Genomic DNA, 20,940 nt, shown 5'->3' on the forward strand with positions numbered 1-20,940 from the left:
ACCGAGATCGGCCGGTCCATGGGCGTCACACGACAGGCCGCCCAGAAGCGGTTCGTGACGAAGGACGAGCCGGCGCCCGGCGCGAACCAGGACTTCTCCCGGTTCACCCCGAGGGCAAGGAGCGTCGTCGTGGCGTCCCAGAACAAGGCCCGCGAAGGGGGGCACACGCAGATCGGCACGGGGCATCTCGTGCTCGGCCTGCTCGACGACCCCGAAGGGGTGGCCGCACAGGTGCTCGTCGCCCAGGGCGTACCGCTGGAGACGGTCGCGGAGGCCGTGGCCGAGGCACTGCCGGAGCCCTCCGGTGAGCCCGTGCCCGACCTCGTGCCCTTCGACGCCCAGGCGAAGAAGGCCCTCGAACTCACCTTCCGCGAGGGACTGCGACTGGGCCACAACTACGTCGGCACGGAGCACGTGTTGCTGGCCCTGCTGGAGCAGGAGAACGGCGAGGGCGTGCTCAGCGGGCTCGGCCTCGACAAGACGAGCACCGAGGAGCACGTGTCCGCCGCGCTGGCGGCGATCCGGGAGAAGCTCCAGGATTAGCCATGGCGCGCCGCACGGCCCTCGGACGCGGCAACGGCCGCGTGAAGGGGCCGGGCTCCTGTCCGGAACGGCACGACCGTCCGGAGCTACGGTGCGGTCGGGCCGGCGCCGGCCGTGAGCTGGTCACCGAGCGCGCTACGCCGGTACAGGACCCGCCGTCCATCGCGCGCCCGGCTGACCAGACCCGCGGCGTACAGCACACGCAGGTGCTGGGAGACGGCACTCGGCGTCACCCCGAGGCGACGGGCGATCTCCACCGTGGGCAGCGGCTCTTCGACGAGACGCAGCAGTCGTGCCCGGGGCGCGCCAAGCAGAGAGGCGAGAACGGTCACATCGGCGGCCTGCGCCGGCTCCCACAGCGTGGCCACGCCACGGCTCGGATATACGAGCCGTGGCGGGACCTCCGGGCCGACGGGGGGCGCGGGCTTGTGGGCGAACACCGACGGCACGAGGAGCAGACCCTGACCGGATGCCATAACGCGGTGTCTGCTGATCATTTTGTCTATGTGCAGCGCTCCGCTCTGCCAGCGCAGGTCCGGGTGCATGTCGGCGAACAGCAGCCGGGCGCCTCCCCGGGCGAGTTGCCGCGCGCGGTAGGTCATGTCGGCTTCCAGGACGAGTCGTATCCGGGGCCACATCGGCTCGATGGCCGCCTCCCAGTATCGGCGCAACAGCGCACAGATGGCGTCGCGGAGTGCGGCGACAGCGCTGTCGTCGGCAGTGGTCGCGGCGTGCAGGGCTTCGGGAAGCGGATCCGGCGCGTGCGCGAGGAGGAGATCGTGTCGGACCTGGGCGGGCGACGACCGGCGGACGACGCCGAGCTGTTCCTCGAAGGCCGGCGCGAAGCCGGTGGGTCGGGGCGTCAGGAAGTCGGGGAGGGTGCGCCTGCGGGCGACCAGTGACATCAGCAGACCGGTGTCCGGCGGGCCGAGTCCGCCGAGGACGGACCGGCGCCAGGGAAGGTGCAGCGCGGACAGGCCGGGATCCTGCAACACCCGCAGGCTGAGGAGGGTTTCATGCAGGGGTGAGACGGCGAACCGCGTGTTCGCGAGATCCTCGACGTCGAGTACGAAGCTGATCATTGAGCCATACGCTACATCGCTTGGCGGCGGAACGTCGGTGCCGTGCACTTGGGTCCATGACACAGACAACTGAGGTACGCCGCACGGCGATCGTCACCGGCGCCGCACGCGGAATCGGCGCCGCGGTGGCCGAGCGGCTCGGGCAGGACGGTCTGGCGGTCGGCGTGGTCGACCTGGACGAGGCCGACTGCGCCGCCACCGTCGAGGCCATCACCGGCAACGGCGGCTCGGCGATGGCCGTCGCCGCCGATGTCGCCGACGAGGCGGCGGTCACCGCCGCCGTCGCCCGGGTCGCGGAAGAGCTGGGGCCCCCGACGGTGCTGGTCAACAACGCCGGCGTGGGCCCCCGAGCAGACCTCGTGGACATGACCACGGAGCAGTGGGACATGGTCATGGGGGTCAATCTGCGCGGCACTTTCCTCGTCACCAGGGCGGTGTGCCCGTACATGGTGGCCGCGGGCTGGGGACGCGTCGTCACCATGTCGAGCATCTCCGCCGTCGGCGACGCCGCCCGTGTCGACTACGCCGGCGCGAAGGCCGGTCTGATCGGCTTCACCAAGTCCCTCGCGCTCCAGCTCGGACAGCATGGGGTCACGGCCAACACCATCGCGCCGGGATTCGTCGTCAGCGACATGACCAGGGCCTCGGCCCGTCGGCTCGGCCTCAGCTTCGAGGAGTTCCAGCGCCGGGCCGTGCGGTCGATTCCCGTCGGCCGAGTCGGCCGGCCTGAGGACATCGCACACACCGCCTCCTACCTCGTACATCCGGCCGCGGGGTTCGTCTCCGGCCAGGTCATCTACGTCGCCGGCGGGCCGGTGGACTGAGGCTGAGCCGCCGGACGCTCGTCTGCTCCCGGCCATCATCTGCGCCAGGGCGGTGTGTTCCCTCCTGACCGCCGCGCGCCGCGCGGCGCACCCACGGGATCCGATCCGCGAGGACCTCGACCTCGCCCTTGAGCCGGTCCTCGACACGGTCATCGCCAGTGCCAGTGCCAGTGCCACGATCCACGGCGACCCGCGCCTCCCGTCGGCGCTCCGCCGCCCTCCGCGGAGAGCGGCGGAGCCCACCGTTCACGTCCCTACGGCTGTATTGGCACCGCGGCCGGCGCTTCGAGCTCGCCGTCACCGTCTCGCCGCCACGGGCGTACGGCTACGGGACCGCCACCACCGAACAGGCGGGGCGGCTCACCGGCGGCCGGTGTCACGGCCGAGGATCAGCTGTACTGCCAGGTCTGCACTCCGAGTTCATTGCAGTGCCACTGCTGGAGGGCCGCGCCCGCACCGCCCCAGTCCTTGACGTCCACGCAGAGACCGCTCTTGAGGTTCCTGATGGTCAGGGAGTCGGTGCCGGCTCTGTACAGCGCCCATTGCTGCATGTCGCCGCTCCAGCAGCTCCACTGGTGCAGTTCGACACCCGCGGCCGTGCTGCCGTTCGGGACGTCGAGGCACTTGCCGCTGTTCATGTTGACGAACGCGTAGTAGTTCACACCGTTGATGGTGCTGACCACGTCCAGTCGCCACTTCTCCGGTGTCCCGCCGTAACAGTCCCATTGCTGAATCCGGGCACCATCGGCTTTTGAGCCATTGGCCACATCCATGCACAGATGGCTGTAATCATTTTTGAACTGGTAGGGGCCGTACGAAACGGCGACCGCCGCCTGCGCCGGCGATGTGGCCAGCGCCATTCCCATGGCCACGGCGGTGACCGACACCGCCGCGATGCTACGAATGCGCATTGCTTCCCCCTCGGGGCGATTCCCGCCGGGCCGGTCGCTCCGGCGGCGGCCTCCACCATGACGTCGTGCCCTGCTCGCGAACCTTGCGGCGACCTTGCGGATCGGCCAGCATCGAGCACTCGGGCGGCTTTTCCGGCGCAGTCGATCACTTGGGGGGAACAAGTGGAATTCCGGATGTTCGGCGAGATGGAGTTATGGTCGGCGGGCCGGTCACTCGAAGTGGGAACACCGAGGCAGCAGGCCGTGTTGGCCGCACTGGTCGTCGACGCGCGACGACCGGTCGCGATCGAGACGCTCATCCACCGGGTCTGGGACCACACCCCGCCCGCCAATCCCCGAGCTGTGCTGTATTCGCACCTGAGCCGGATCCGGCGGCTGCTGACACAGGCGACCAGTCTCGCCGACGGGACAACGGCACAGATCGAGCGTCGGCATGCCGGCTATGTGCTCGACGTCGACCCGGATCTGGCGGATCTCCACCGCTTTCGGCGCTTGGTCGAGCAAGGCAGCGACCGGCAGCGCGGCGACGACGCTCGGGCCGCCGAGCTCGCCGAGGCGTTGCGCTTGTGGCGGGGATCGCCCCTGGCCGGGCTTCCGGGAGGATGGGCGGCGCAGGTCCGGGACAGTTGGCAGCAGCGACGGTTGGACGCGGTGGTGCAGTGGGCGCAGATCGAGCTGCGCCTCGGCCATCCCGCCACGGTGATCACCACGTTGCCCGATCTCGCCGCTGAGTATCCGCTGGTCGAGCCCTTCGAAACCCTGCTCATGCGAGCGCTGCACGCGACGGGGCGGGGTGCGGAAGCCCTCGACCGCTACTCCGCCGTCCGGCAACGGCTGGCCGACGAGCTGGGCACCGACCCCGGTCCTGAGTTACGTGCCCTGCATCGGGCCGTCCTGAACGGCGAACTGCCGCCCCCGCCAAGGGATTCCGTCGCAGCGGCAAGGAATGTCACGCCGCCGCCCCCGCGACCGCAGCCGCGTCCCGCAGCGTCGACTTCCGCGTCAGCCCCACACCGGCCCGATCCCGAACCCGTGGGCGGTGACGAGTCACCCGCCGTGCCACCCGACGCAGGTCTCCTGGCGACGGATCACACTGCCACCCTTGAACCCGCCTCCGCCGAAAAGCCGCGGCTGCTCACGACGTTGTCCGGGCGCGTCACCGCGGTCGCGACCCACACCCCACTGACGCGGGCGCAGTTGAGGCTGATCCCCCGACGCACCGTGCTGGCCGCCCTGGTCGCGGTCGTCCTGCCCGCCGCGATCGGCTCGGTGCACATCTTCCAGCGGGACAAGAGCGACGATTCACCGTCGATCTCACCCACGATCGCACGCGCACAAGCGCTTTTCGCCGCCGCCGAGGAATTCGACCAAGAGGGCAGAATAAAAGACGCACAAGCGGCGACCGTAGACGCGGTGCGACTCTACGACGAGCTCATCAAGCTGAACCCGGACCAGAACGCGCCCGCACTCGTCCCCGCCCTCATCAAGGCACTGGACAGAGCCGGCGTGGACTTCAGCGTCTCGGCGGCCGTATTGCGCACCTGGCTGGCCAATCCGGTCTACACACCTTACCCGGCGATTTCCCAAATGCTTCTGCTTCGGGGATGGCGACTCAAAGCGCCGGTCTACCTCGATGTCATTGTCTCCAACTACGAGCACACGCGCGGAATCACCTCTCCACGTCACATCGCGGACGTGAGACCTGATGTCCTGAGGGCGGCGGTCCTGGAGGGCTCGAACACGCGCTACGGGACACAGGTAAGAGATCTTCAGCAACTCCTTGAGCCCTGAGCTCCCCATTTTTCCGTGTGTTCGATACCGAAGCGGCGAAGAAAGGACCACCGGCGGCGGTCCAAGTCCGTCTCGGCGACACCGGCGCCCCAGGAGAGGCACGGGTACGAACCGCCGGAGGAGCCAGTGACTCGGGTGGACCCGACGCGGAGGCGAGGGCCCCTCGTGACATCGCGTGGCACCACATGACGCCAGGTGGCGCGACTTGGCACCATCTGACGCCGCGCGGCGCCATTTCCATGTCCCCACGCCCACATGGGCACCCATGGCGCCACCGTCACCCAGCTAGGCGCCAGTGCGTTTTCGCAGGTCAGAGCCAGTGAATCCACACATCAACCCCGAGGCGTCACCCCATGCCTTGCATATGGAGCCATTGTGGTGCCATGATGACGCCATGGACCTCACTCCGTATATCGACACCCTCCGCCGTGAACTCGCGGTGGCCGCTGAAGCCGGCGGCGACGAAGCCCGCGAGCTGGCCGAGAGGCTCACCGCTCCCCTGGAGTCGGCGACCCGGCTGGCCATGCTCAATGTGCTCTCCGCCGCGATGGACGAGATCACCCGTGAAATCGCCCCCGGCTCGGTCGACGTACGGCTCCGAGGGCTCGACCCCGACTTCGTGGTGACAGCACCGCCCGCCGACGGCGGCACCGCCCCGGCGGAGCCGGCCGTGTCTGTCGAACCACTCCACACGCAGGCGCCCGCCGACGGCGACGAGGGCGGCACCGCCCGCGTCAATCTGCGTCTGCCGGCCCACCTCAAGGCACGCGCCGAGGAGTCCGCGAGCCGCGAGGGCCTGTCGGTCAACGCCTGGCTGGTACGCGCCGTGTCGGCCGCGGTCGACGGCGGTGCCCGGCCGCGTACGACGGAGAAGGCGCAGGCCGTCGGACAGAGCTTCACGGGCTGGGTGCGCTAGGTCCTGCTTTCCGGATCCGGCCGGATCAGCCGGATCAGGGAGTGCCCGCCGCTGGAGCGGCCGATGTCACCGCCCGCACGCGAGCCCGGCAAGATCCGGAAAACGGGCCCCACCACACCACCGCCCGCACCACGTCACCCACTTCGTTCACTTCATTCACACCACGTCCCACCAGCGGGGACGTCCCTAAGACCCCAGAGGACGGCACAGCCATGCCCAATTTCGACACTCCCGAACCGATCTCGGTCACCGCGCACGTGGAGGCCGGTTCCATCCAGTTCACCGCGGGCGACCGCCCCGACACCGTCGTCGAGCTGCAGCCCCGCGACCCGAAGCGGGACCAGGACGTGAAGGCGGTCGACCAGACCGAGGTCACGTACGCGAGCGGCGTACTGACCGTCAGGACACCCAAGTCCAATCTGTTCGGCCGCACCGGCACCGTCGACGTGACGATCGAACTGCCCACCGGCTCACGCGTCGACATGACCGGTGCCTGGACCCAGGTGCTCGGTGAGGGCCGGCTCGGCGAGGTCCGCGTGAAGACCTCGTCCGGCGACGTCCGTCTCGACACGACCGGCCCGCTGAAGCTGACCGCGTCGCACGGCTCGATCACCGTGGACCGGGTCGAGGGCACGGCCGAGATCACCACCAGCTCCGGCAGCCTGCGCGTCGGCCTCGTCGACGGCCGCGCCGTCCTGAAGAACTCGCACGGCACCACGACCGTCGGCGCCGCGACCGGCGAGCTACGGGTGAGCGGCGCCAACGGTGACATCGAGATCCGGCGCGCCGAGGACTCCGTCACCGCCACCACCGCCCACGGCACTCTGCGCGTGGGTGAAGTGGCAAGCGGCACCGTTCAGTTGGAGACCGCGTACGGCGCCATCGAGGTCGGCGTACGCGAGGGCACGGCCGCCTGGCTCGACGTCAGCTCGGGCTCCGGCCAGGTACGCAACACACTCACCTCGTCCGAGACCCCGGACAAGACCGAGGACACGGTCACGGTCCGCGCCCGCACCCGGCACGGCAACATCGACGTCCGCCGCGCCAAGGCCTGACCCCGGAAGAACCGCCCTCGGAAGAACCGTCCTCAGCGCACTCACTCCCCCAGCCGCTTCAGCCTTCGAACGGGAGGGCCTCATGCCTTCTTCTGTCATGCCCACATCCAAAAGGAGTGACGGTCACCTGCCTCCGGCCGCCGTCTCCACCGTCGGTCTGCGCAAGTCGTACGGCGACAAGCTCGTCCTCGACGGTATCGATCTGCGCATCCCGGCCGGGTCCGTGTTCGCACTGCTCGGGCCGAACGGCGCCGGCAAGACCACCGCGGTGAAAATCCTGTCCACGCTCATCACCGCCGACGGGGGGCAGGCCCAGGTCGCGGGCCACGACATCGCCTCCTCACCGGACGGGGTGCGCGCCGCGATCGGTGTCACCGGGCAGTTCTCCGCCGTCGACGGCCTGATCACCGGCGAGGAGAACATGCTCCTCATGGCGGACCTGCACCATCTGTCCAAGCGCGAAGGACGGCGGGTCGCCGCCGAACTCCTGGAGCGCTTCGACCTGGCCGAGGCCGCGAAGAAGCCCGCCTCCAGCTACTCGGGCGGCATGAAGCGCCGTCTCGACCTCGCCATGACCCTCGTCGGCAACCCTCGGATCATCTTCCTCGACGAACCGACCACCGGTCTCGACCCGCGCAGCCGCCACAACATGTGGCAGATCATCCGCGAGCTCGTCTCCGACGGTGTGACCGTCTTCCTCACCACCCAGTACCTGGAGGAGGCCGACGAACTCGCCGACCGCATTGCCGTACTGAACGACGGCAGGATCGCCGCCGAAGGAAGCGCCGACGACCTGAAGCGGCTCATCCCCGGCGGACACGTACGGCTCCGCTTCACCGACCCGTCCGCCTACCGGTCCGCCGCCGTCGCCCTGAGCGAGGTCACCCGGGACGACGAGGCCCTGTCGCTGTCCATCCCCAGCGACGGCAGCCAGCGTGAACTGCGCTCCATCCTCGACCGGCTGGACTCGGCCGGTATCGAGGCGGACGAACTGACCGTCCACACCCCCGACCTCGACGACGTGTTCTTCGCCCTGACCGGCGGCACCAGGACCGACGGAACCAGCGGCACCGACGACCCCAACCAGCCGAGCCGGCCCGGCCGGTCCAAGGAGACTGCCCGATGAGCTCCCTCTCCCTCGCCGTACGCGACTCGAACACCATGCTGCGCCGCAACCTGCTGCACGCGCGGCGCTACCCGTCCCTCACCCTGAACCTGCTGCTCACGCCGATCATGATGCTGCTGCTCTTCGTCTACGTCTTCGGCGATGTGATGAGCGCCGGCATCGAGGACGGCGGGGCTGACCGCTCCGCGTACATCGCGTATCTCGTCCCCGGCATCCTGCTGCTGACCATCGGCGGCACCACGATCGGCAGCGCCGTGTCCGTCTCCACGGACATGAACGAGGGCATCATCGCCCGCTTCCGTACGATGGCGATCCACCGCGGGTCGGTGCTCATCGGGCATGTCATCGGCAGTGTGCTGCAGTGTGTGATGAGCGTGGTCCTCGTCGGGGCCGTCGCGGTGGCCATCGGGTTCCGGTCCACGGATGCCACCGCCGTGGAGTGGATCCTGGCGCTGGGGCTATTGACGCTCGTCTCCCTGGCGTTCACCTGGATCGCGGTAGGGATGGGCCTGTCCAGCCCGAACGCCGAGGCGGCCAGCAACAACGCCCTGCCGCTGGTGGTCCTGCCGTTCATCTCCAGCGCCTTCGTGCCGGTCGACGCGATGCCGGGCTGGTTCCGGCCGATCGCCGAGTACCAGCCGTTCACCCCGGCCATCGAGACCCTGCGCGGACTGCTGCTGGGCACCGAGATCGGCCACAACGGCTGGCTGGCCGTCGCCTGGTGCCTGGTGCTGGCCGTGCTCGGCTGCTTCTGGTCCCAGTCACTGTTCAGCCGCGACCCGAGGTAGCGGCAGAGGGACTTGGCCGGCGGCCCCCGGCCGCGGCACGTCCCGCCCCAGGGCGGCGTACCCCGACACCACGTCGGCGTACGCCGCCCTGCCGCCATCTCCGCCACCCACCGGTCCCGCGCGATCGTGCGGCCGGCGGGACCGTACGGCCGACGGACGCCGCTTCTCCGGCGCCGGCTCCCCTGCCGCCGGCTCTCCACGGGCGACGGCGCGGGTCCCGGGTCACCAGTTGTGGACGTCCGGGGAGTCGCGGCGCGGGGGCGGGTCCACGGGCCTGCGGCCGCCCTCCCATGGACCGTGGCTCATATCTCCGTTGCCCGGACGACCGCCCGGGCCGCTGTTCGGGCGGTCCCGTCGAGCGGGCGATGTCCGCTCGACGGCCGCCGACTCGGCCCACTCGCCGTCGCCGAGCACCAGCAGGGGATCGAACATCACCACGACGCCCGCCAGTACGAGGAAGATTATCGGGCCGAGCAGCATGGGGAAGACGAGTGAGGTCAGTGAATTGCCCCCGTCGAAGGCACCGGAGGTGTTGTGCAGTTGGACGGTGACCGCGGCCATGCCCGTGTAGTGCATCCCGGTCACGGCGACGCCCATCACCATGCTGGCGCCGAGACTCGCGAGGAAACCATGGACCGACACGGCGGCCCAGAGCGCGGCGGTGGCGGCGACGACCGCGATCACCACGGAGAGAACGACCGTCGGAACGCTGTACTCCAGCGTCCCGTGCAGCCGGATTCCGGACATGCCGAGATAGTGCATGGCGGCGACCCCGAGACCGGTGATCGCACCGGCGGAGAGCAGTGTCACTCGGGTCGCGCCCCGGTAGCCGACGATGAAGACCCCGATACCGACGACGACGACCGCCACCGCGAGACTGGCCAGGGTGACCGGCATGTCATAGCTGATGGGTGTCTCTTCCACCCGGAATCCGAGCATGGCGATGAAGTGCATGGTCCAGATGCCGGCGCCGATGGACATCGCGCCGAGCGCGAGCCAGCCGGTCCGCCAGGACCGTGCCGTCCGCAGTGACCTGGTGGTACAGCGAAGCCCGAGAGCGCTTCCCAGGCACGCCATGAGAAAGGCCGCCACCGGTGTGACAGCGCCGTAGTTGAAACCGTCGACCGTGCCCTGCATGAGCGGTACGCCCTTCACCTTGTGTGAACCATGTGCAGAAACGGTTCAGCTGTGGTGACCATAGAGCCGACCGGTCCGGTGGCAAACGTCCGTGCGGTCACTTGTTGATAAAGGTGTTCGGTGCTCCGGTGCCCGTGTGCGGACCTCAGTCTCTGCGGCGCTTGTCGTTCTCGATGACGACGGACACGGCGGCAGCGATGGGACCGGCGGGGGCGGCGGACGGTACGAGGCCGACGGTGGCGGCGATCGCGTCGAGCTGAAGACCGCGGCGACCGGTCGGGCGGGAGTGGGCCAGTGCCGCGGCTCCCGGTGCGGCGGACCAGGTGGTCCAGGGCACCAGCCCCAGCACACGCTGACGGTCCGCGGTCAGCAGGCCGCGGGCCTCCATGGACTCGCGGTAGTCCTTGTCGAGGTTGTGGGAGAAGAGCTGGATCCACTGCGTGAGCCCACGGGGAGGCGCCTCCGCGGCCACGACAGCGCGCATGTTGACGCGGGCGCGGGCGACGCGGCGGGCGAAAGGACGCTCCGGGGCGGGGCCGGAAAGGCCCGAGTAGTTCGTGTCGAGACCCAGCAGCCGCGTCTGCTTGGCACCGGGGCGGCCGAGCTGCACATCGAGCACAAGGGCGCCGAGGATCCGGTCGGCGACCGGTTCCCCCAGGGTGAGCGGCTGAACGGTGGTGATCGAGTTGTCGAAAATCGTGATGGCGCCGCGCAGTTCGAACTCGGCGAGCACGGCTCCCGCGAGTGCGCGGTTGAAGTAAGGGGGAAGTTTGAGCCTCTTGGTCCGCGGGTCCGCGCAGAGCAGCAACAGCTCGTCGGGCAGTGTCATCAGCGGCGGTCTCTCGTCCATCGTGGTGTCCTCCCGGATAGGTGCGCCGCCCGGTACCACGCCGGACAACGACCGGACGGTTGCGGCAAACCCGAAGCGCCCACACGGGCCGGCACCCGCGGGCCACGCGTTCGGCACCCCCCGCCGACACGAACGCGCCTGCTTCTCCTGACTGGTTCCGTCGAGACTGGTTCCCTCGAGGCGGACCCCTTCGGACAAGGTCACTCCCAGGTGATGACCTCAACGGCCTCCGGCCTGGGAAACGGTGTGCTTTCCCAGCCCAAGGGCCAGTCTCCCCCGCGGTACTCCGAGGCCGCGGCCTCCAGGCGGCGGGGAACCCGCCGGTTCCACCACCCTGCCCCGTCCTCGGGTCGGCCAGGCCAGGGAACTGTGGCCTGGCGATACCGCTCGTCGGCACGGTCGAGTCCGGGCTGTCTGATCGGGGAGGTGGTCGTGTCCGTCGACGAGTGCTCCATGGACGCCTGGGAGGTATTCGGGACCTCCGGGCATCCGAAACTGTTCGTCCACATCGGCGACCCCGACAACCGGGACCTCTACATCCTGCGACGCCATGGGGCTGCATCGGTGAGCTCGCCGGAGCACCCGGGCCCGTTTGCAGATCCCACGAGGCTGACCGGCGGCAAAGGGCTACGTCCGGCGCCGCGCTGGGCTCTGCCCCGGGCCTGTCACTTGCGACAGGCGCGGGGGCCCACACGACGACGAGTACGTGCAACGGGTCGTCGTCGATGACGCTCCCGCGTGGTCACTCGGCGGGCAGGGTGAGTGCGAGCTTGCCCGTGACGTGGCCGTTGAGGAGGTGCCGGACGGCTGCGGCGGTCTCGGTGAGCGGGTACACGCGGTCCACGAGAGGGCTGAGCGCGCCCGTGTCGATAAGCGCGGTCAGGTCGCGCAGCCCGTCGCTGTGTTCGGATGCGATGAAGGTGCCCAGGTGCCGGCCGGTGAACGGGGACAGCATCTGTGCGCGGAGCTGCCGATCGGTGCCGCCGAGCCAGACGCCGTTCGTCTCCCCGCCGGTGATGATCAGCCTGCCGCGGGGTGTCAGGGCACGGTGCAGATCCCGAAGAACGCGGTTGCCCGCGATGTCGATGATGGCGTCGTAGCGTCGCGGGCCGGCGAGGAAGTCTTCGCGGGTGTAGTCGATCACGTGATCCGCGCCCAGCGCCCGTACGGCGTGGAGCTTGGAAGTGCTCGCGACGGCCGTGACCCGGGCGCCGATCGCGTGGGCGAGCTGGACGGCGAAGGTGCCCACGCCGCCGGCGGCTCCCGTGATCAGGACCTGCCGGCCTTCCTGGACCTTGCCCTGGTCGCGAACCGCCTGCAGCGCGGTGAGGGCGCTGACGGGTACCGTCGCCGCCTCCTCGAAGGTGAGTCCGGCAGGCTTGGGCGCGATCCTGTCGGGACGGGCGGCAACGTAGTCGGCGAACGCGGCGGCTGCCGTGCCGTACACCTCGTCGCCCGGCGCGAACCCGGTCACTCCCGAGCCGGCCGCCTCGACGACACCGGCGAAGCTGCGGCCGGGGTTGGGCAGTTTCGGCCCGCGCAGGCCGCTCACGGGCCGGACCGCGTACGGCAGTCCGGCCATCATGTGCCAGGTTCCCCGGTCCACGCTGGAAGCCCGCACCCGTACCAGTACCTCGTCCGGTCCGATGCCGGGCCGGACCAGTCGCGCCGTGCGCAGCACGGCTTCCGGCTCGGTGCCGTACCGCTCCTGCACGACGGCCGTCATCGTCCCGGTCTCACCGGCGGTCGCGATCGGCTCGCTCGACTTCCGCATCGTCACTGCTCTCCGGTTCCGTCTCCACGTGCACGTACGACGCCTATGTACTTACACCGTAAGTAGAGCACTTACGGCGTAAGCTCGTCAACACATCACCAGAGGAAGTGACCGTCCGCCATGACCCGACGTACCGCCGCGCAGCCGCCCCGCGAGACGCTCACCCGGCAGCGGGTGCTCCGCGCCGCCGTCGAACTCGCCGACACCGGTGGCCTGGAGACGCTCAGCATGCGCAAGCTCGGCGAGGCCGTCGGAGTCGAGGCGATGTCGCTGTACAACCACGTGGCCAACAAGGAGGACCTGCTCGACGGCATGGTCGATCTGGTCTTCGGCGAGGTCGAACTTCCCACGCCGGGTGACGAGTGGCGCCAGGCGATGCGGCGGCGGGCCATGTCCATGCGTGATGTGCTGTTCCGCCACCGCTGGGCGATCGGGCTGATGGAGTCACGCTCCACTCCGGGCCCCGCCACCCTGCGCCACCACGACGCGGTGCTCGGCTGCCTGCGGGAGGGCGGGCTCTCCCTCACCCTGACCGCCCACGCCGTCTCGGTCCTCGACAGCTTCATCCACGGGTTCGCCCTGCAGGAGAAGACCCTGCCCTTCGACACCCCGGAGGAGACCGCGGAAGTGGCGGAGTCCATCATGAGCGGTTTCGGCGACGGCGAGTACCCGTACCTGACCGAGATCGCGACCGCTCATGTGATGCGTCCCGGGTACGCCTACGGCGACGAGTTCGCGTTCGGGCTGGACCTGATCCTCAACGCCCTTGAGCGAGCCGCGGCCTGACGGGCCCCCCACCGCCCGCCCGCGACGGCGGAGCGGCGCGGTGCGGTGCGCTTCGAGGTCGCGGCGGCACCGCCCCGTGCAGCCGGGCCCGGTGACCTCCGCCCCCGGCAACGGCGATCAGGAGGGAGATGTCCCGCGAACACGGGACACGGGACACACGCCTCATGCACCTGGGCCCCGGGCACGGAAACATCGGCTCATCGACACATCCGGACATCCGCACATCCGCACATCCGCGAGAGGAAGCGACCGGCGAGGTCTCCACCACCCGGACGTGAACGGCGACCGATGCCGGGCACGTCGAAAACAGCTCTGTTGGTCGCCGTCCTGGTGACTCCGGGAGCGACCGCGTTCACCGTGACTCCTGGGGTCACCTTCGTGACGAGCCGCATCACCGGCAGGCGTGCGCGGCGGCCCGCCTTCCGAGCCCGCCGAGCTGCCCACGCCCGCTCCGACGTCGCATGGGCTCAACCGGACCCGATCGACGGAGTCGCACCCGAGGATGAGGGATCCGGGCTGATGCGGCATCGCGAACGGTCACGCCCCCCAGCGGTTGTGCGGAATGGGGGTGTTCGGGGACCAGGTGGGCGTTGTCGCAGGCCATGCGGGAAGGCTCATCCCTCGTCGCGGTTCGGGGCGTTCGTGTCACGAGCGTCGGCCGACGCCGACGTCGGTTCGTCCGGGTACACCGCGTGCAGCAAAGCGCGGACAAATTGGTCGAGGTCGTCCAGGCCCGCGGCGGCCAGGGTGTCGGTGCCGCCTGCCAGCAGGTGCGGGATGGCGGCGTGCAGGGCGAGGGTGACGACGGCTGCCCGCTGCGGAGTGACGGGCAGTCCGGCCGCCCGCTGGGCCAGCTCGAAGCCCGTGAAGTCGGAGGCAGCGATGGGGTCGAGGATGGCTGCCAGCCAGGGCCTGCGGGCCGCCTCGACCTGCAGTTCCAGGTAGGCGAGCAGTCGGGGGCGACCGGGCCCGGCGACGTTCTCCAGGAGTGCCCGGAACATGGCCACCAGACCCTCGCGGTCGGTGGGTCCCGGTCCGGCGGCGGCCATGTGCTTCGTGATCTCGCGGTACTGCTCCAGGCAGCGTTCGGCCACCGCGCGCAGGACGGCGTCCCTGGTCGGGAAGTAGTTCTTGGTGGTGCCCGGAGGCACCTCCGCGGCCATGTCGACGGCGCGGTGTGTCAGACCGCGCCCGCCCGCACTCGCCATGACCTCGATGGCCGCGTCGCGCAGCCGGTCCCGCCGGTCCGGATTCACCGTCCGCTCTCCTCTCCTGGGCGCCTTGCTCACACTACCGCAGCCGTGGTACCACAGATGTGGTGGAACTCTGAGGGCCAGGTGGATCGGGGAGGGTGACATGACCGGAACGGCGGTTGTCGTCGGGGCGGGAGTCGGTGGGCTGGCGACGGCGATCGGGCTGCGCCGCGCGGGATGGACGGTGTCGGTCCTGGAACGCCGCGCCGAACTCGAGCGGTACGGCACCGCGTTCGCCGTTCACCCGACCGCGCAGTCCGCGCTCGACCGGCTCGGGGTGGGCGAGGCCCTCCGTGGCCACGCGGTGCCCTACCGAGGCGCGCGCATCCGCACTCCCGCGGGGAAGGTGATGGCGAGCCTCCCGCTGGAACGGATCGAGCGGAAGGCCGGCCGCCCTGAACTGCTGATCTCCCGGCCTTACCTGATCGACGCCCTGACGGCCGAGTTGGACGCCTTCGGGGATGTACCCCTCAGGTTCGAGGAGAGCGTCCGGGATGTGAAGGCGCTGGCAGCCGTCAACGACCTGGTGATCGGTGCCGACGGACTACGCAGTGCCGTGCGCACGGCCCGCTTCGGCGAACGCAGTGGCCCGCAGCGCGTCGGAACAGCTGCCTGGATCGGCATCGCCGACTTCGAGAGCGGCGTCCACGGCGAGACCTGGGGCAAGGGCCGGTTCTTCGGGATGACCCCGATCGAGCCGGGCCGAACCAACTGGTACGCCGCCGTACCCGAGGCCACCACCGCGGACGAGCTGCGCGGCCACTTCGAGGGCTGGCACGATCCGATCCCGCGGATCCTCACCGAGACCGACCCGTCCACCTGGATCCGGTACGAGATGCGCCATCTGTTTCCGGCCCTGCCGACATTCGTGGACGGCGAGAAGGTCGCACTGGTCGGCGACGCCGCGCACGCCATGACACCCAACCTGGGCCAGGGCGCCTGTACGGCGATCCTCGACGCGGAATCCCTGACCCGGGCCGTCGCCGAACACGGCCCTGCCAACCTGCCGTCGGCCCTCCGCGCCTACGACACGGACCGCCGCCGCAACGCCCAGCGGGTTGCCTTCGGCGCACGGAACCTGCACCGCTTCGTGACCACCAGGCACACCCGCCTGCGTGACTCAGTGGTTCGAATGATGCCGAGCTGATGAAGCACCAAGACCATCACGAGCGGCTCTTGCCCGGTCGGGCCAGCGCCGTTCCGGTCCCGGAAGAGCTCTCCCAGGGACAGTGGCAGCCCAGACACAGCCGGCAGAACCGCCTCACATCGACCCGCGGACGATCTCCGGGTGGAATCTGCGGCACTCCGAAAGCCTCACGGAGAGCGAACAGATACAGCTCAGACGGGACGGGGCCGACCGGATTCGAACCGGCGTCCTCCCACATGCGGTGAAGGCGCGACAACCACTGCGCTACGAGCCCCATCCCGCTCGCGATCATACGAGCCACCCGCACTCAGCCGCTTTCGAATTTTCGGGACGCCGACTGCGGCATGGCGGTCGCCGCTCCACTCGCTCAGCAGTCCGACCTCCTCGGTCGCGTTCTTGATACGCGCGATCGTCTGCGGCAGTCGTGCCGCATTCGGGCCGGTCATGTGGAACATCCCGTCCGCAGGACGCGATGCCGGGTGAGTCCCACGACCTCCGTGACGTAGTCATCGGATCTGGGTCACCGGACTCTGGCGGGAGGTCCCTGTCTGAAGCGGCGGCCTGCTGGTGGACGCGCTTCTCCATCCATGGCTGCCAGGTATCCGCCCGCGTCGGACGGCACGGCTCCCCTGGGGCCCGATCCGGTCGACGGATGGAAAATTGGTTGAGCCTCGGCTGACCACATGGCAGGCTCGCCCACCGTGACCGAGATCACCAATGGCACGCCGACGCGGTGGGCATCGATGCGTCCCCTGGTGGCGCGTCTGCTCTCCACGCGGCGATGGCATCCGGGATCTTGGTGAACAGCTCGCGTCATGGAGGACCGATGGCATCGATCAAGCAGTTCCAAGTCACCTTCGACTGTGCGCGACCGGAGCGCGTCGCTCGCTTCTGGTGCGAGGTGTTGGGGTACGTCGTACCGCCGCCACCGAAGGGGTTCGCCACGTGGGACGAGTTCGATCGCTCCCTGCCGCCTGAGCGTCACGGTTCGGCGTTCGCCTGCATCGATCCCTCAGGTGTGGGGCCGCGACTGTTCTTCCAGCGCGTTCCCGAGGGCAAGGTCGTCAAGAACCGGCTGCATCTCGACGTGCGGGTCGGCACCGGGCTCGTGGGTGAGGAGCGTCTCGCCACGCTTGAGGCCGAGTGCACACGGCTGGTCGCGCTCGGCGCGGTACGCGTGCGACTGCTGCGTGCCGATGGCTTCAATGAGTCGTGCATCGTGATGCAGGACATCGAGGGCAACGAGTTCTGTCTCGACTGAGGAGCCGGCGAACCTGTCCGCGTTCTGGCCCCCGTGGGCCAGAACGAAGAACCACCCCCAACCTGCCAGGGCGCTTCAGGGCCTTCCGTACCGTCCGGCGATCGATTCCGTCCCTGCGGGCGAGCGCCCGCACACCCACGAGTGCCGCGCTCCGGAACGCCGCCCCGAGCGGGTTCACTCTTCCGAACGCTTCGGGGCCGCTTCCGCATGTGGTGCGTATGTGTGACGCGTATGCGTGAATCCGGAACTGGTCCTTCTGGCTGACCACCTTCAACATTGCCAACGGGCCGATGACATTGGCGTGTTCCTGGGAACGCCTGACTCTTTCATCAATGAGAAGGGCTCAGCAGCAGTTGTCCGCCCCCGCGAGATGTTGTGACTCCCTGCCATCCTGTGCCCGTGAGCACCATGGATTCCTCAGACACTCCCGACCAACTACTCCGCGCTCGGCTGTCGCACGTACTCAGCGGCATCGTTCCCTGGGACGATCAGGAGCAGGAACACCTTGGCGCGACCGCGGAGTGGATCGGCAGCGGGGCACCTCTGTACAGGACACAGAAGCCCGCGACCCCGGCGAAGCACCTGGTCAGCTACTTTGTCGTGCTCGACGAGACCCGCGAAGAGCTCCTCCTCGTAGCCCACCGCGAGGCCGGCTTGTGGCTCCCCACTGGCGGCCACGTCGAGCCGCTGGAGGATCCGTGGGACACGGTCCGGCGCGAGTGCCGCGAAGAGCTGCGTATCGAAGCCGTGCCCGCCTCGGCAATCGGCGCCCGTCCATTCTTCCTGACCGTCACACGGACTCGCGGCCAGGGGCCGCACACTGACGTGTCCTTGTGGTACGTCCTGCGGGCAGAGACCGGCCAGATCACCTCCTTCGACAAAGCCGAGTTCGACGCGATCAAGTGGCTTTCCTTGGACCAAGTCCTCGCCGCACCGGAGACCGTCCTTGACCCCCACATGCACCGATTCACTCACAAGCTGATGAGTTTGCTGCCCCTGCGAGGGGCGCACGGTGATGACCTTGGGCCCGGCACCCGGCACTGATCGCATGCGCTCAATTCCTCACCGCGACGAAACGTGAGGTACGCCATATCCAATGCACTTGGCATGTGTTCTGATGGGCCGTCGGTAACTTCCTGTCATCAACCTGACAGTGCTGGGTGATTGCCGCACCGTCAAGCTGCTGAACCGTCCACCCGATCCGGTTCAGTGGGCCGGCGCATCTTGCCCTTGATCAACGGCGAGGCGCCGTTTCCCGTTCAGCGATCCTGAGAGGACTGGCCCTACAGTCATGGCCGGAGCCAAGAACGGCGTCTTCGCCGAGAAGATATCCCCGTACTTACGCAAGAAGATGGAGGAAGCGGGTGAGCCGCTTCCGTTCCTCGACCTGCAGTATGTTGTCGACCCTTCCGAGGCTGTCGAGCAGACCTTCGAGGTCGCCCGTCACTACCAGTCGGAGATGAGCACGCTCTTCGAGGGGCGTGAGGTGCGTGGCGTCGAGAAGTTGTACCGGCGGACCCTGCTGGTCGAGCCCACGACGATCTGTGCCGCGCACTGCCGCTGGTGCATCCGCGGGCAGTACGACACCGTCACGCTGTCCCGTGAGGATCTGGAACTCATCGCCCGCTACTGCGGGACGGCTCCGGAGAACCAGGACGTCCGTGAAGTGCTCGTCACCGGCGGTGACCCGCTGATCCTGGTCGACCGGATCGAATGGCTGCTGGACGCGCTGGAAGAACACGCGCCCCAGGTCGAGATCGTGCGCATCGCGACCCGGGTGCCGCTCCAGGACCCCCGTCGGGTCGATGCCCGTATGCGGCACGCGCTGCGGCGCCGTTCGACCTTCCGGGTCGAGATCGCCACGCACATCAACCACAAGGGCGAGCTGTTTCCCGAGGTCAGGGAGGCGTATACGGCGCTGCAGGAGGCCGGGGCACGCATCTACGACCAGACGGTCCTGCTGCGCGGACTCAACGACAGCCTCGACACCCTCGTCGGGCTCTTCGACGAGCTGCGCTCCCTGGGGATCGAGGCGCACTACCTCTTCCATTGCGTCCCGATCCGCGGCATGAGCCACCATCGCACGTCCGTCGAGGAGGGCCTCGAACTGCACCGACGCCTCGGCGCCTCGGGTCTGACGTCCGGCCGTACACGCCCGCACTTCACGCTGATGACGGATGTCGGCAAGGTGCCGCTGTACGAGGGGTCGATCATCGGCCGGGACGAGCACAACCGCATCCTGATACAGACCGGCTACCGGTACGAGGAGAGGATGTCCTGGGTCCCCGGCTGGCGGCTTCCCGAGAACGCCCGCGTCGACGACAACGGATTCCTGCAGGTCTGGTACTTGGACGCCATCGGCGGAAAGGCCGAGTTCTGATGCCCCGTCTCTGGCTGGGCAACGCCTGCACCGAGCACATGGTCGACCGCATGGACCTGCTCACTCAGGATGACTTCGACGGCATCCTGTTCGCGATGAAGCGCCTGGTGTGGCTGGTACGGAACGGCGATGCCCTCGTCCTGCCACGGCCGGTGCCGGACGACTTCCTGCGTCATGTCGCGCAGCACACGGGTATCTCCCCGGCCCGCGTCCATGTGATCGCACCGGACGCGGACCTCCTCACCCAGGACCTGCTGCACTCGAAGGAGATCCTCGGCCGTCTGAGGGAACTGGTGACTCCTGACTGGGAGTTCCGCCCGTACATCCACGACCGGGGCGCCGAGGTCTTCGCGCGTGAGCTCGGCCTTGTCACCGGATCACGGTTCGTGGCGGAGGGCGGTGCGGAACTGCTCAACAGCAAGGTCGTCTTCCGTGCCCTGGCGGCGGGGGCCGGATTCGCTGTTCCGGACGGCATACCGTGCCGCACCAGTGAGGATCTGCTGCGCACACTGCATCGGCTCCTGTCCGCCCACCCGGCCGTCATCCTCAAGCGCGACCGCGCCGTCGGCGGCCACGGCAACACCGTGATCACCACCGACCCGGGCCTGGAAGGCACAGGGGCCCAGCGCACGATCGTCCTCGGCGACCCGACCGACAACGAACAGGTGCTCAAGGAAGCCGGGTTGACCGCCACCCACGCCCCGCAGGGAGAGGTCGTCCTGGAGGTGTTCCACCCGAACTGCATATCCGTGTACGTCGAGGTGGACTGCCAGGAACACGGCGAGGCCGTCCTCCTCAACGGAGGGCAGCTTCGTACCGACCAGCGTCCTCCGGTCCTCACCGGACTCGCGCTGCCGCCCAGGAGCGTGCCCGGGCCGGCCTGGGAGCGCTTCACCGGTGAGGCCCTGCGGATGGCCCGCTTCATGCGGGGCCTCGGTTACCGCGGTCTGGCCAGCATCGACGCGGTGATCGACCAGACCGGCGACGTATGGTTCAACGAGGTCAACGCACGCCTGGGCGGCAGCACCCACTTGCATCACATCGCCGAGACCCTCGTCGGCCCGGACTGGACGGACAGTCATGTCCTGATCAGCAGGTTCAACGTCCGGGCGCCCGCGCTCGCCCAGTTGCTGCGCGCCATGCGAGAACACGGGCTCGCCTGGGATTCCGGGCGCGGTCGTGGCATCGTCATCGCCTCCGATGACACCGCCACCGCCGGCACCGTCGAGTATGTAGTCCTCGCCCACAACCACGAAGAAGCCGGCGCCCTCGAAGACCGGTTGACCGGTCTCCTGGCCCAGCACGACAAGTAAGGA

At 69.0% G+C, this 20,940-nt stretch carries 19 protein-coding genes and 1 tRNA gene; 13 read left to right on the forward strand and 7 right to left on the reverse strand.

The window, feature by feature from the left end; translation table 11 throughout:
- A partial coding sequence (locus tag BFF77_RS05215) for a Clp protease N-terminal domain-containing protein (RefSeq protein ID WP_066944266.1) occupies positions 1–543 on the forward strand: 543 nt, incomplete at its 5' end.
- Between the two features lie 86 nt (positions 544–629).
- Here BFF77_RS05215 and BFF77_RS05220 read toward each other — a convergent pair.
- Positions 630–1,625: an ArsR/SmtB family transcription factor gene (locus BFF77_RS05220; protein ID WP_066944268.1), complete on the reverse strand. Its 996-nt coding sequence runs from the start codon at positions 1,623–1,625 to the stop codon at positions 630–632.
- 56 nt (positions 1,626–1,681) lie between these two features.
- Here BFF77_RS05220 and BFF77_RS05225 point away from each other — a divergent pair, with 56 nt between their 5' ends.
- Positions 1,682–2,449: an SDR family NAD(P)-dependent oxidoreductase gene (locus BFF77_RS05225; RefSeq protein ID WP_066944270.1), complete on the forward strand. Its 768-nt coding sequence runs from the start codon at positions 1,682–1,684 to the stop codon at positions 2,447–2,449.
- Between the two features lie 389 nt (positions 2,450–2,838).
- On the opposite strand, the gene BFF77_RS32845 is transcribed toward BFF77_RS05225, so the two are convergent.
- Positions 2,839–3,360 (reverse strand): RICIN domain-containing protein, encoded by a 522-nt coding sequence (locus BFF77_RS32845; protein WP_079124850.1) that lies wholly within the window; start codon positions 3,358–3,360, stop codon positions 2,839–2,841.
- Between the two features lie 174 nt (positions 3,361–3,534).
- Between BFF77_RS32845 and BFF77_RS36175 the strand changes: the two genes are divergently transcribed.
- The 5 genes from BFF77_RS36175 to BFF77_RS05255 all read left to right on the forward strand — a co-directional run bounded on the left by BFF77_RS36175 (position 3,535) and on the right by BFF77_RS05255 (position 9,036).
- A complete protein-coding gene (locus tag BFF77_RS36175) occupies positions 3,535–5,151 on the forward strand; it encodes an AfsR/SARP family transcriptional regulator (RefSeq protein ID WP_066944275.1) in 1,617 nt (538 codons plus the stop codon).
- 394 nt (positions 5,152–5,545) lie between these two features.
- Complete coding sequence (locus BFF77_RS05240) at positions 5,546–6,067, forward strand: histidine kinase (RefSeq protein ID WP_066944277.1); 522 nt, start codon at positions 5,546–5,548, stop codon at positions 6,065–6,067.
- A 212-nt stretch (positions 6,068–6,279) separates the two neighbouring features.
- Positions 6,280–7,122: a DUF4097 family beta strand repeat-containing protein gene (locus tag BFF77_RS05245; protein ID WP_066944279.1), complete on the forward strand. Its 843-nt coding sequence runs from the start codon at positions 6,280–6,282 to the stop codon at positions 7,120–7,122.
- 97 nt (positions 7,123–7,219) lie between these two features.
- Positions 7,220–8,248 (forward strand): ATP-binding cassette domain-containing protein, encoded by a 1,029-nt coding sequence (locus BFF77_RS05250; RefSeq protein ID WP_066944281.1) that lies wholly within the window; start codon positions 7,220–7,222, stop codon positions 8,246–8,248.
- On the forward strand, positions 8,245–9,036 hold the full coding sequence (locus BFF77_RS05255) for an ABC transporter permease (RefSeq protein ID WP_066944283.1): 792 nt from the start codon (positions 8,245–8,247) through the stop codon (positions 9,034–9,036). Before BFF77_RS05250 ends, BFF77_RS05255 begins: the two co-directional genes overlap by 4 nt.
- Positions 9,037–9,258: 222 nt before the next feature.
- Here BFF77_RS05255 and BFF77_RS05260 read toward each other — a convergent pair whose 3' ends face one another.
- The 3 genes from BFF77_RS05260 to BFF77_RS05270 form a co-directional block, all read right to left on the reverse strand.
- Positions 9,259–10,173, reverse strand: a complete 915-nt coding sequence (locus BFF77_RS05260; RefSeq protein ID WP_079124852.1) for an MHYT domain-containing protein — start codon at positions 10,171–10,173, stop codon at positions 9,259–9,261.
- A 145-nt stretch (positions 10,174–10,318) separates the two neighbouring features.
- The gene (locus tag BFF77_RS05265) at positions 10,319–11,023 is read right to left on the reverse strand and encodes a GOLPH3/VPS74 family protein (RefSeq protein WP_066944285.1); all 705 of its coding nucleotides are present in this window, start codon (positions 11,021–11,023) and stop codon (positions 10,319–10,321) included.
- A gap of 742 nt (positions 11,024–11,765) precedes the next feature.
- Complete coding sequence (locus BFF77_RS05270; RefSeq protein ID WP_245703266.1) at positions 11,766–12,797, reverse strand: NAD(P)-dependent alcohol dehydrogenase; 1,032 nt, start codon at positions 12,795–12,797, stop codon at positions 11,766–11,768.
- 120 nt (positions 12,798–12,917) lie between these two features.
- Here BFF77_RS05270 and BFF77_RS05275 point away from each other — a divergent pair, with 120 nt between their 5' ends.
- Complete coding sequence (locus tag BFF77_RS05275) at positions 12,918–13,583, forward strand: TetR/AcrR family transcriptional regulator (protein ID WP_066944288.1); 666 nt, start codon at positions 12,918–12,920, stop codon at positions 13,581–13,583.
- A gap of 614 nt (positions 13,584–14,197) precedes the next feature.
- On the opposite strand, the gene BFF77_RS05280 is transcribed toward BFF77_RS05275, so the two are convergent.
- Positions 14,198–14,839, reverse strand: a complete 642-nt coding sequence (locus BFF77_RS05280) for a TetR/AcrR family transcriptional regulator (protein WP_066944290.1) — start codon at positions 14,837–14,839, stop codon at positions 14,198–14,200.
- Positions 14,840–14,939: 100 nt separating this feature from the next.
- Here BFF77_RS05280 and BFF77_RS05285 point away from each other — a divergent pair, with 100 nt between their 5' ends.
- A complete protein-coding gene (locus tag BFF77_RS05285) occupies positions 14,940–15,983 on the forward strand; it encodes an FAD-dependent oxidoreductase (protein ID WP_066944292.1) in 1,044 nt (347 codons plus the stop codon).
- Positions 15,984–16,184: 201 nt separating this feature from the next.
- Here BFF77_RS05285 and BFF77_RS05290 read toward each other — a convergent pair.
- A tRNA-Ala gene (locus tag BFF77_RS05290) sits at positions 16,185–16,258 on the reverse strand.
- Positions 16,259–16,809: 551 nt separating this feature from the next.
- On the opposite strand from BFF77_RS05290, the gene BFF77_RS05295 reads away from it, so the two are divergent.
- The 4 genes from BFF77_RS05295 to BFF77_RS05310 all read left to right on the forward strand — a co-directional run bounded on the left by BFF77_RS05295 (position 16,810) and on the right by BFF77_RS05310 (position 20,937).
- Positions 16,810–17,244: a VOC family protein gene (locus BFF77_RS05295; protein WP_066944298.1), complete on the forward strand. Its 435-nt coding sequence runs from the start codon at positions 16,810–16,812 to the stop codon at positions 17,242–17,244.
- A gap of 408 nt (positions 17,245–17,652) precedes the next feature.
- Entirely contained in the window at positions 17,653–18,288 is a 636-nt protein-coding gene (locus BFF77_RS05300) for an NUDIX domain-containing protein (RefSeq protein WP_066944311.1), read from the forward strand.
- A 247-nt stretch (positions 18,289–18,535) separates the two neighbouring features.
- Positions 18,536–19,624, forward strand: a complete 1,089-nt coding sequence (locus BFF77_RS05305) for a radical SAM protein (RefSeq protein WP_066944301.1) — start codon at positions 18,536–18,538, stop codon at positions 19,622–19,624.
- Positions 19,624–20,937: a preATP grasp domain-containing protein gene (locus BFF77_RS05310; RefSeq protein ID WP_066944303.1), complete on the forward strand. Its 1,314-nt coding sequence runs from the start codon at positions 19,624–19,626 to the stop codon at positions 20,935–20,937. Before BFF77_RS05305 ends, BFF77_RS05310 begins: the two co-directional genes overlap by 1 nt.
- Positions 20,938–20,940: the final 3 nt, after the last annotated feature.

Origin of the sequence: Streptomyces lushanensis, from assembly GCF_001700515.1 — a bacterium.
GTDB classification, from domain to species: Bacteria; Actinomycetota; Actinomycetes; order Streptomycetales; family Streptomycetaceae; genus Streptomyces; species Streptomyces lushanensis.

Excerpts from the sequence above, each read along its gene's own strand:
- BFF77_RS05220 (WP_066944268.1), bottom strand. The coding sequence starts at position 1,625 with ATGATCAGCTTCGTACTCGACGTCGAGGATCTCGCGAACACGCGGTTC.
- BFF77_RS05225 (WP_066944270.1), top strand. The coding sequence starts at position 1,682 with ATGACACAGACAACTGAGGTACGCCGCACGGCGATCGTCACCGGCGCC.
- BFF77_RS32845 (WP_079124850.1), bottom strand. The coding sequence starts at position 3,360 with ATGCGCATTCGTAGCATCGCGGCGGTGTCGGTCACCGCCGTGGCCATG.
- BFF77_RS36175 (WP_066944275.1), top strand. The coding sequence starts at position 3,535 with ATGTTCGGCGAGATGGAGTTATGGTCGGCGGGCCGGTCACTCGAAGTG.
- BFF77_RS05240 (WP_066944277.1), top strand. The coding sequence starts at position 5,546 with ATGGACCTCACTCCGTATATCGACACCCTCCGCCGTGAACTCGCGGTG.
- BFF77_RS05245 (WP_066944279.1), top strand. The coding sequence starts at position 6,280 with ATGCCCAATTTCGACACTCCCGAACCGATCTCGGTCACCGCGCACGTG.
- BFF77_RS05250 (WP_066944281.1), top strand. The coding sequence starts at position 7,220 with ATGCCCACATCCAAAAGGAGTGACGGTCACCTGCCTCCGGCCGCCGTC.
- BFF77_RS05255 (WP_066944283.1), top strand. The coding sequence starts at position 8,245 with ATGAGCTCCCTCTCCCTCGCCGTACGCGACTCGAACACCATGCTGCGC.
- BFF77_RS05260 (WP_079124852.1), bottom strand. The coding sequence starts at position 10,173 with ATGCAGGGCACGGTCGACGGTTTCAACTACGGCGCTGTCACACCGGTG.
- BFF77_RS05265 (WP_066944285.1), bottom strand. The coding sequence starts at position 11,023 with ATGGACGAGAGACCGCCGCTGATGACACTGCCCGACGAGCTGTTGCTG.
- BFF77_RS05270 (WP_245703266.1), bottom strand. The coding sequence starts at position 12,797 with ATGCGGAAGTCGAGCGAGCCGATCGCGACCGCCGGTGAGACCGGGACG.
- BFF77_RS05275 (WP_066944288.1), top strand. The coding sequence starts at position 12,918 with ATGACCCGACGTACCGCCGCGCAGCCGCCCCGCGAGACGCTCACCCGG.
- BFF77_RS05285 (WP_066944292.1), top strand. The coding sequence starts at position 14,940 with ATGACCGGAACGGCGGTTGTCGTCGGGGCGGGAGTCGGTGGGCTGGCG.
- BFF77_RS05295 (WP_066944298.1), top strand. The coding sequence starts at position 16,810 with ATGGCATCGATCAAGCAGTTCCAAGTCACCTTCGACTGTGCGCGACCG.
- BFF77_RS05300 (WP_066944311.1), top strand. The coding sequence starts at position 17,653 with ATGGATTCCTCAGACACTCCCGACCAACTACTCCGCGCTCGGCTGTCG.
- BFF77_RS05305 (WP_066944301.1), top strand. The coding sequence starts at position 18,536 with ATGGCCGGAGCCAAGAACGGCGTCTTCGCCGAGAAGATATCCCCGTAC.
- BFF77_RS05310 (WP_066944303.1), top strand. The coding sequence starts at position 19,624 with ATGCCCCGTCTCTGGCTGGGCAACGCCTGCACCGAGCACATGGTCGAC.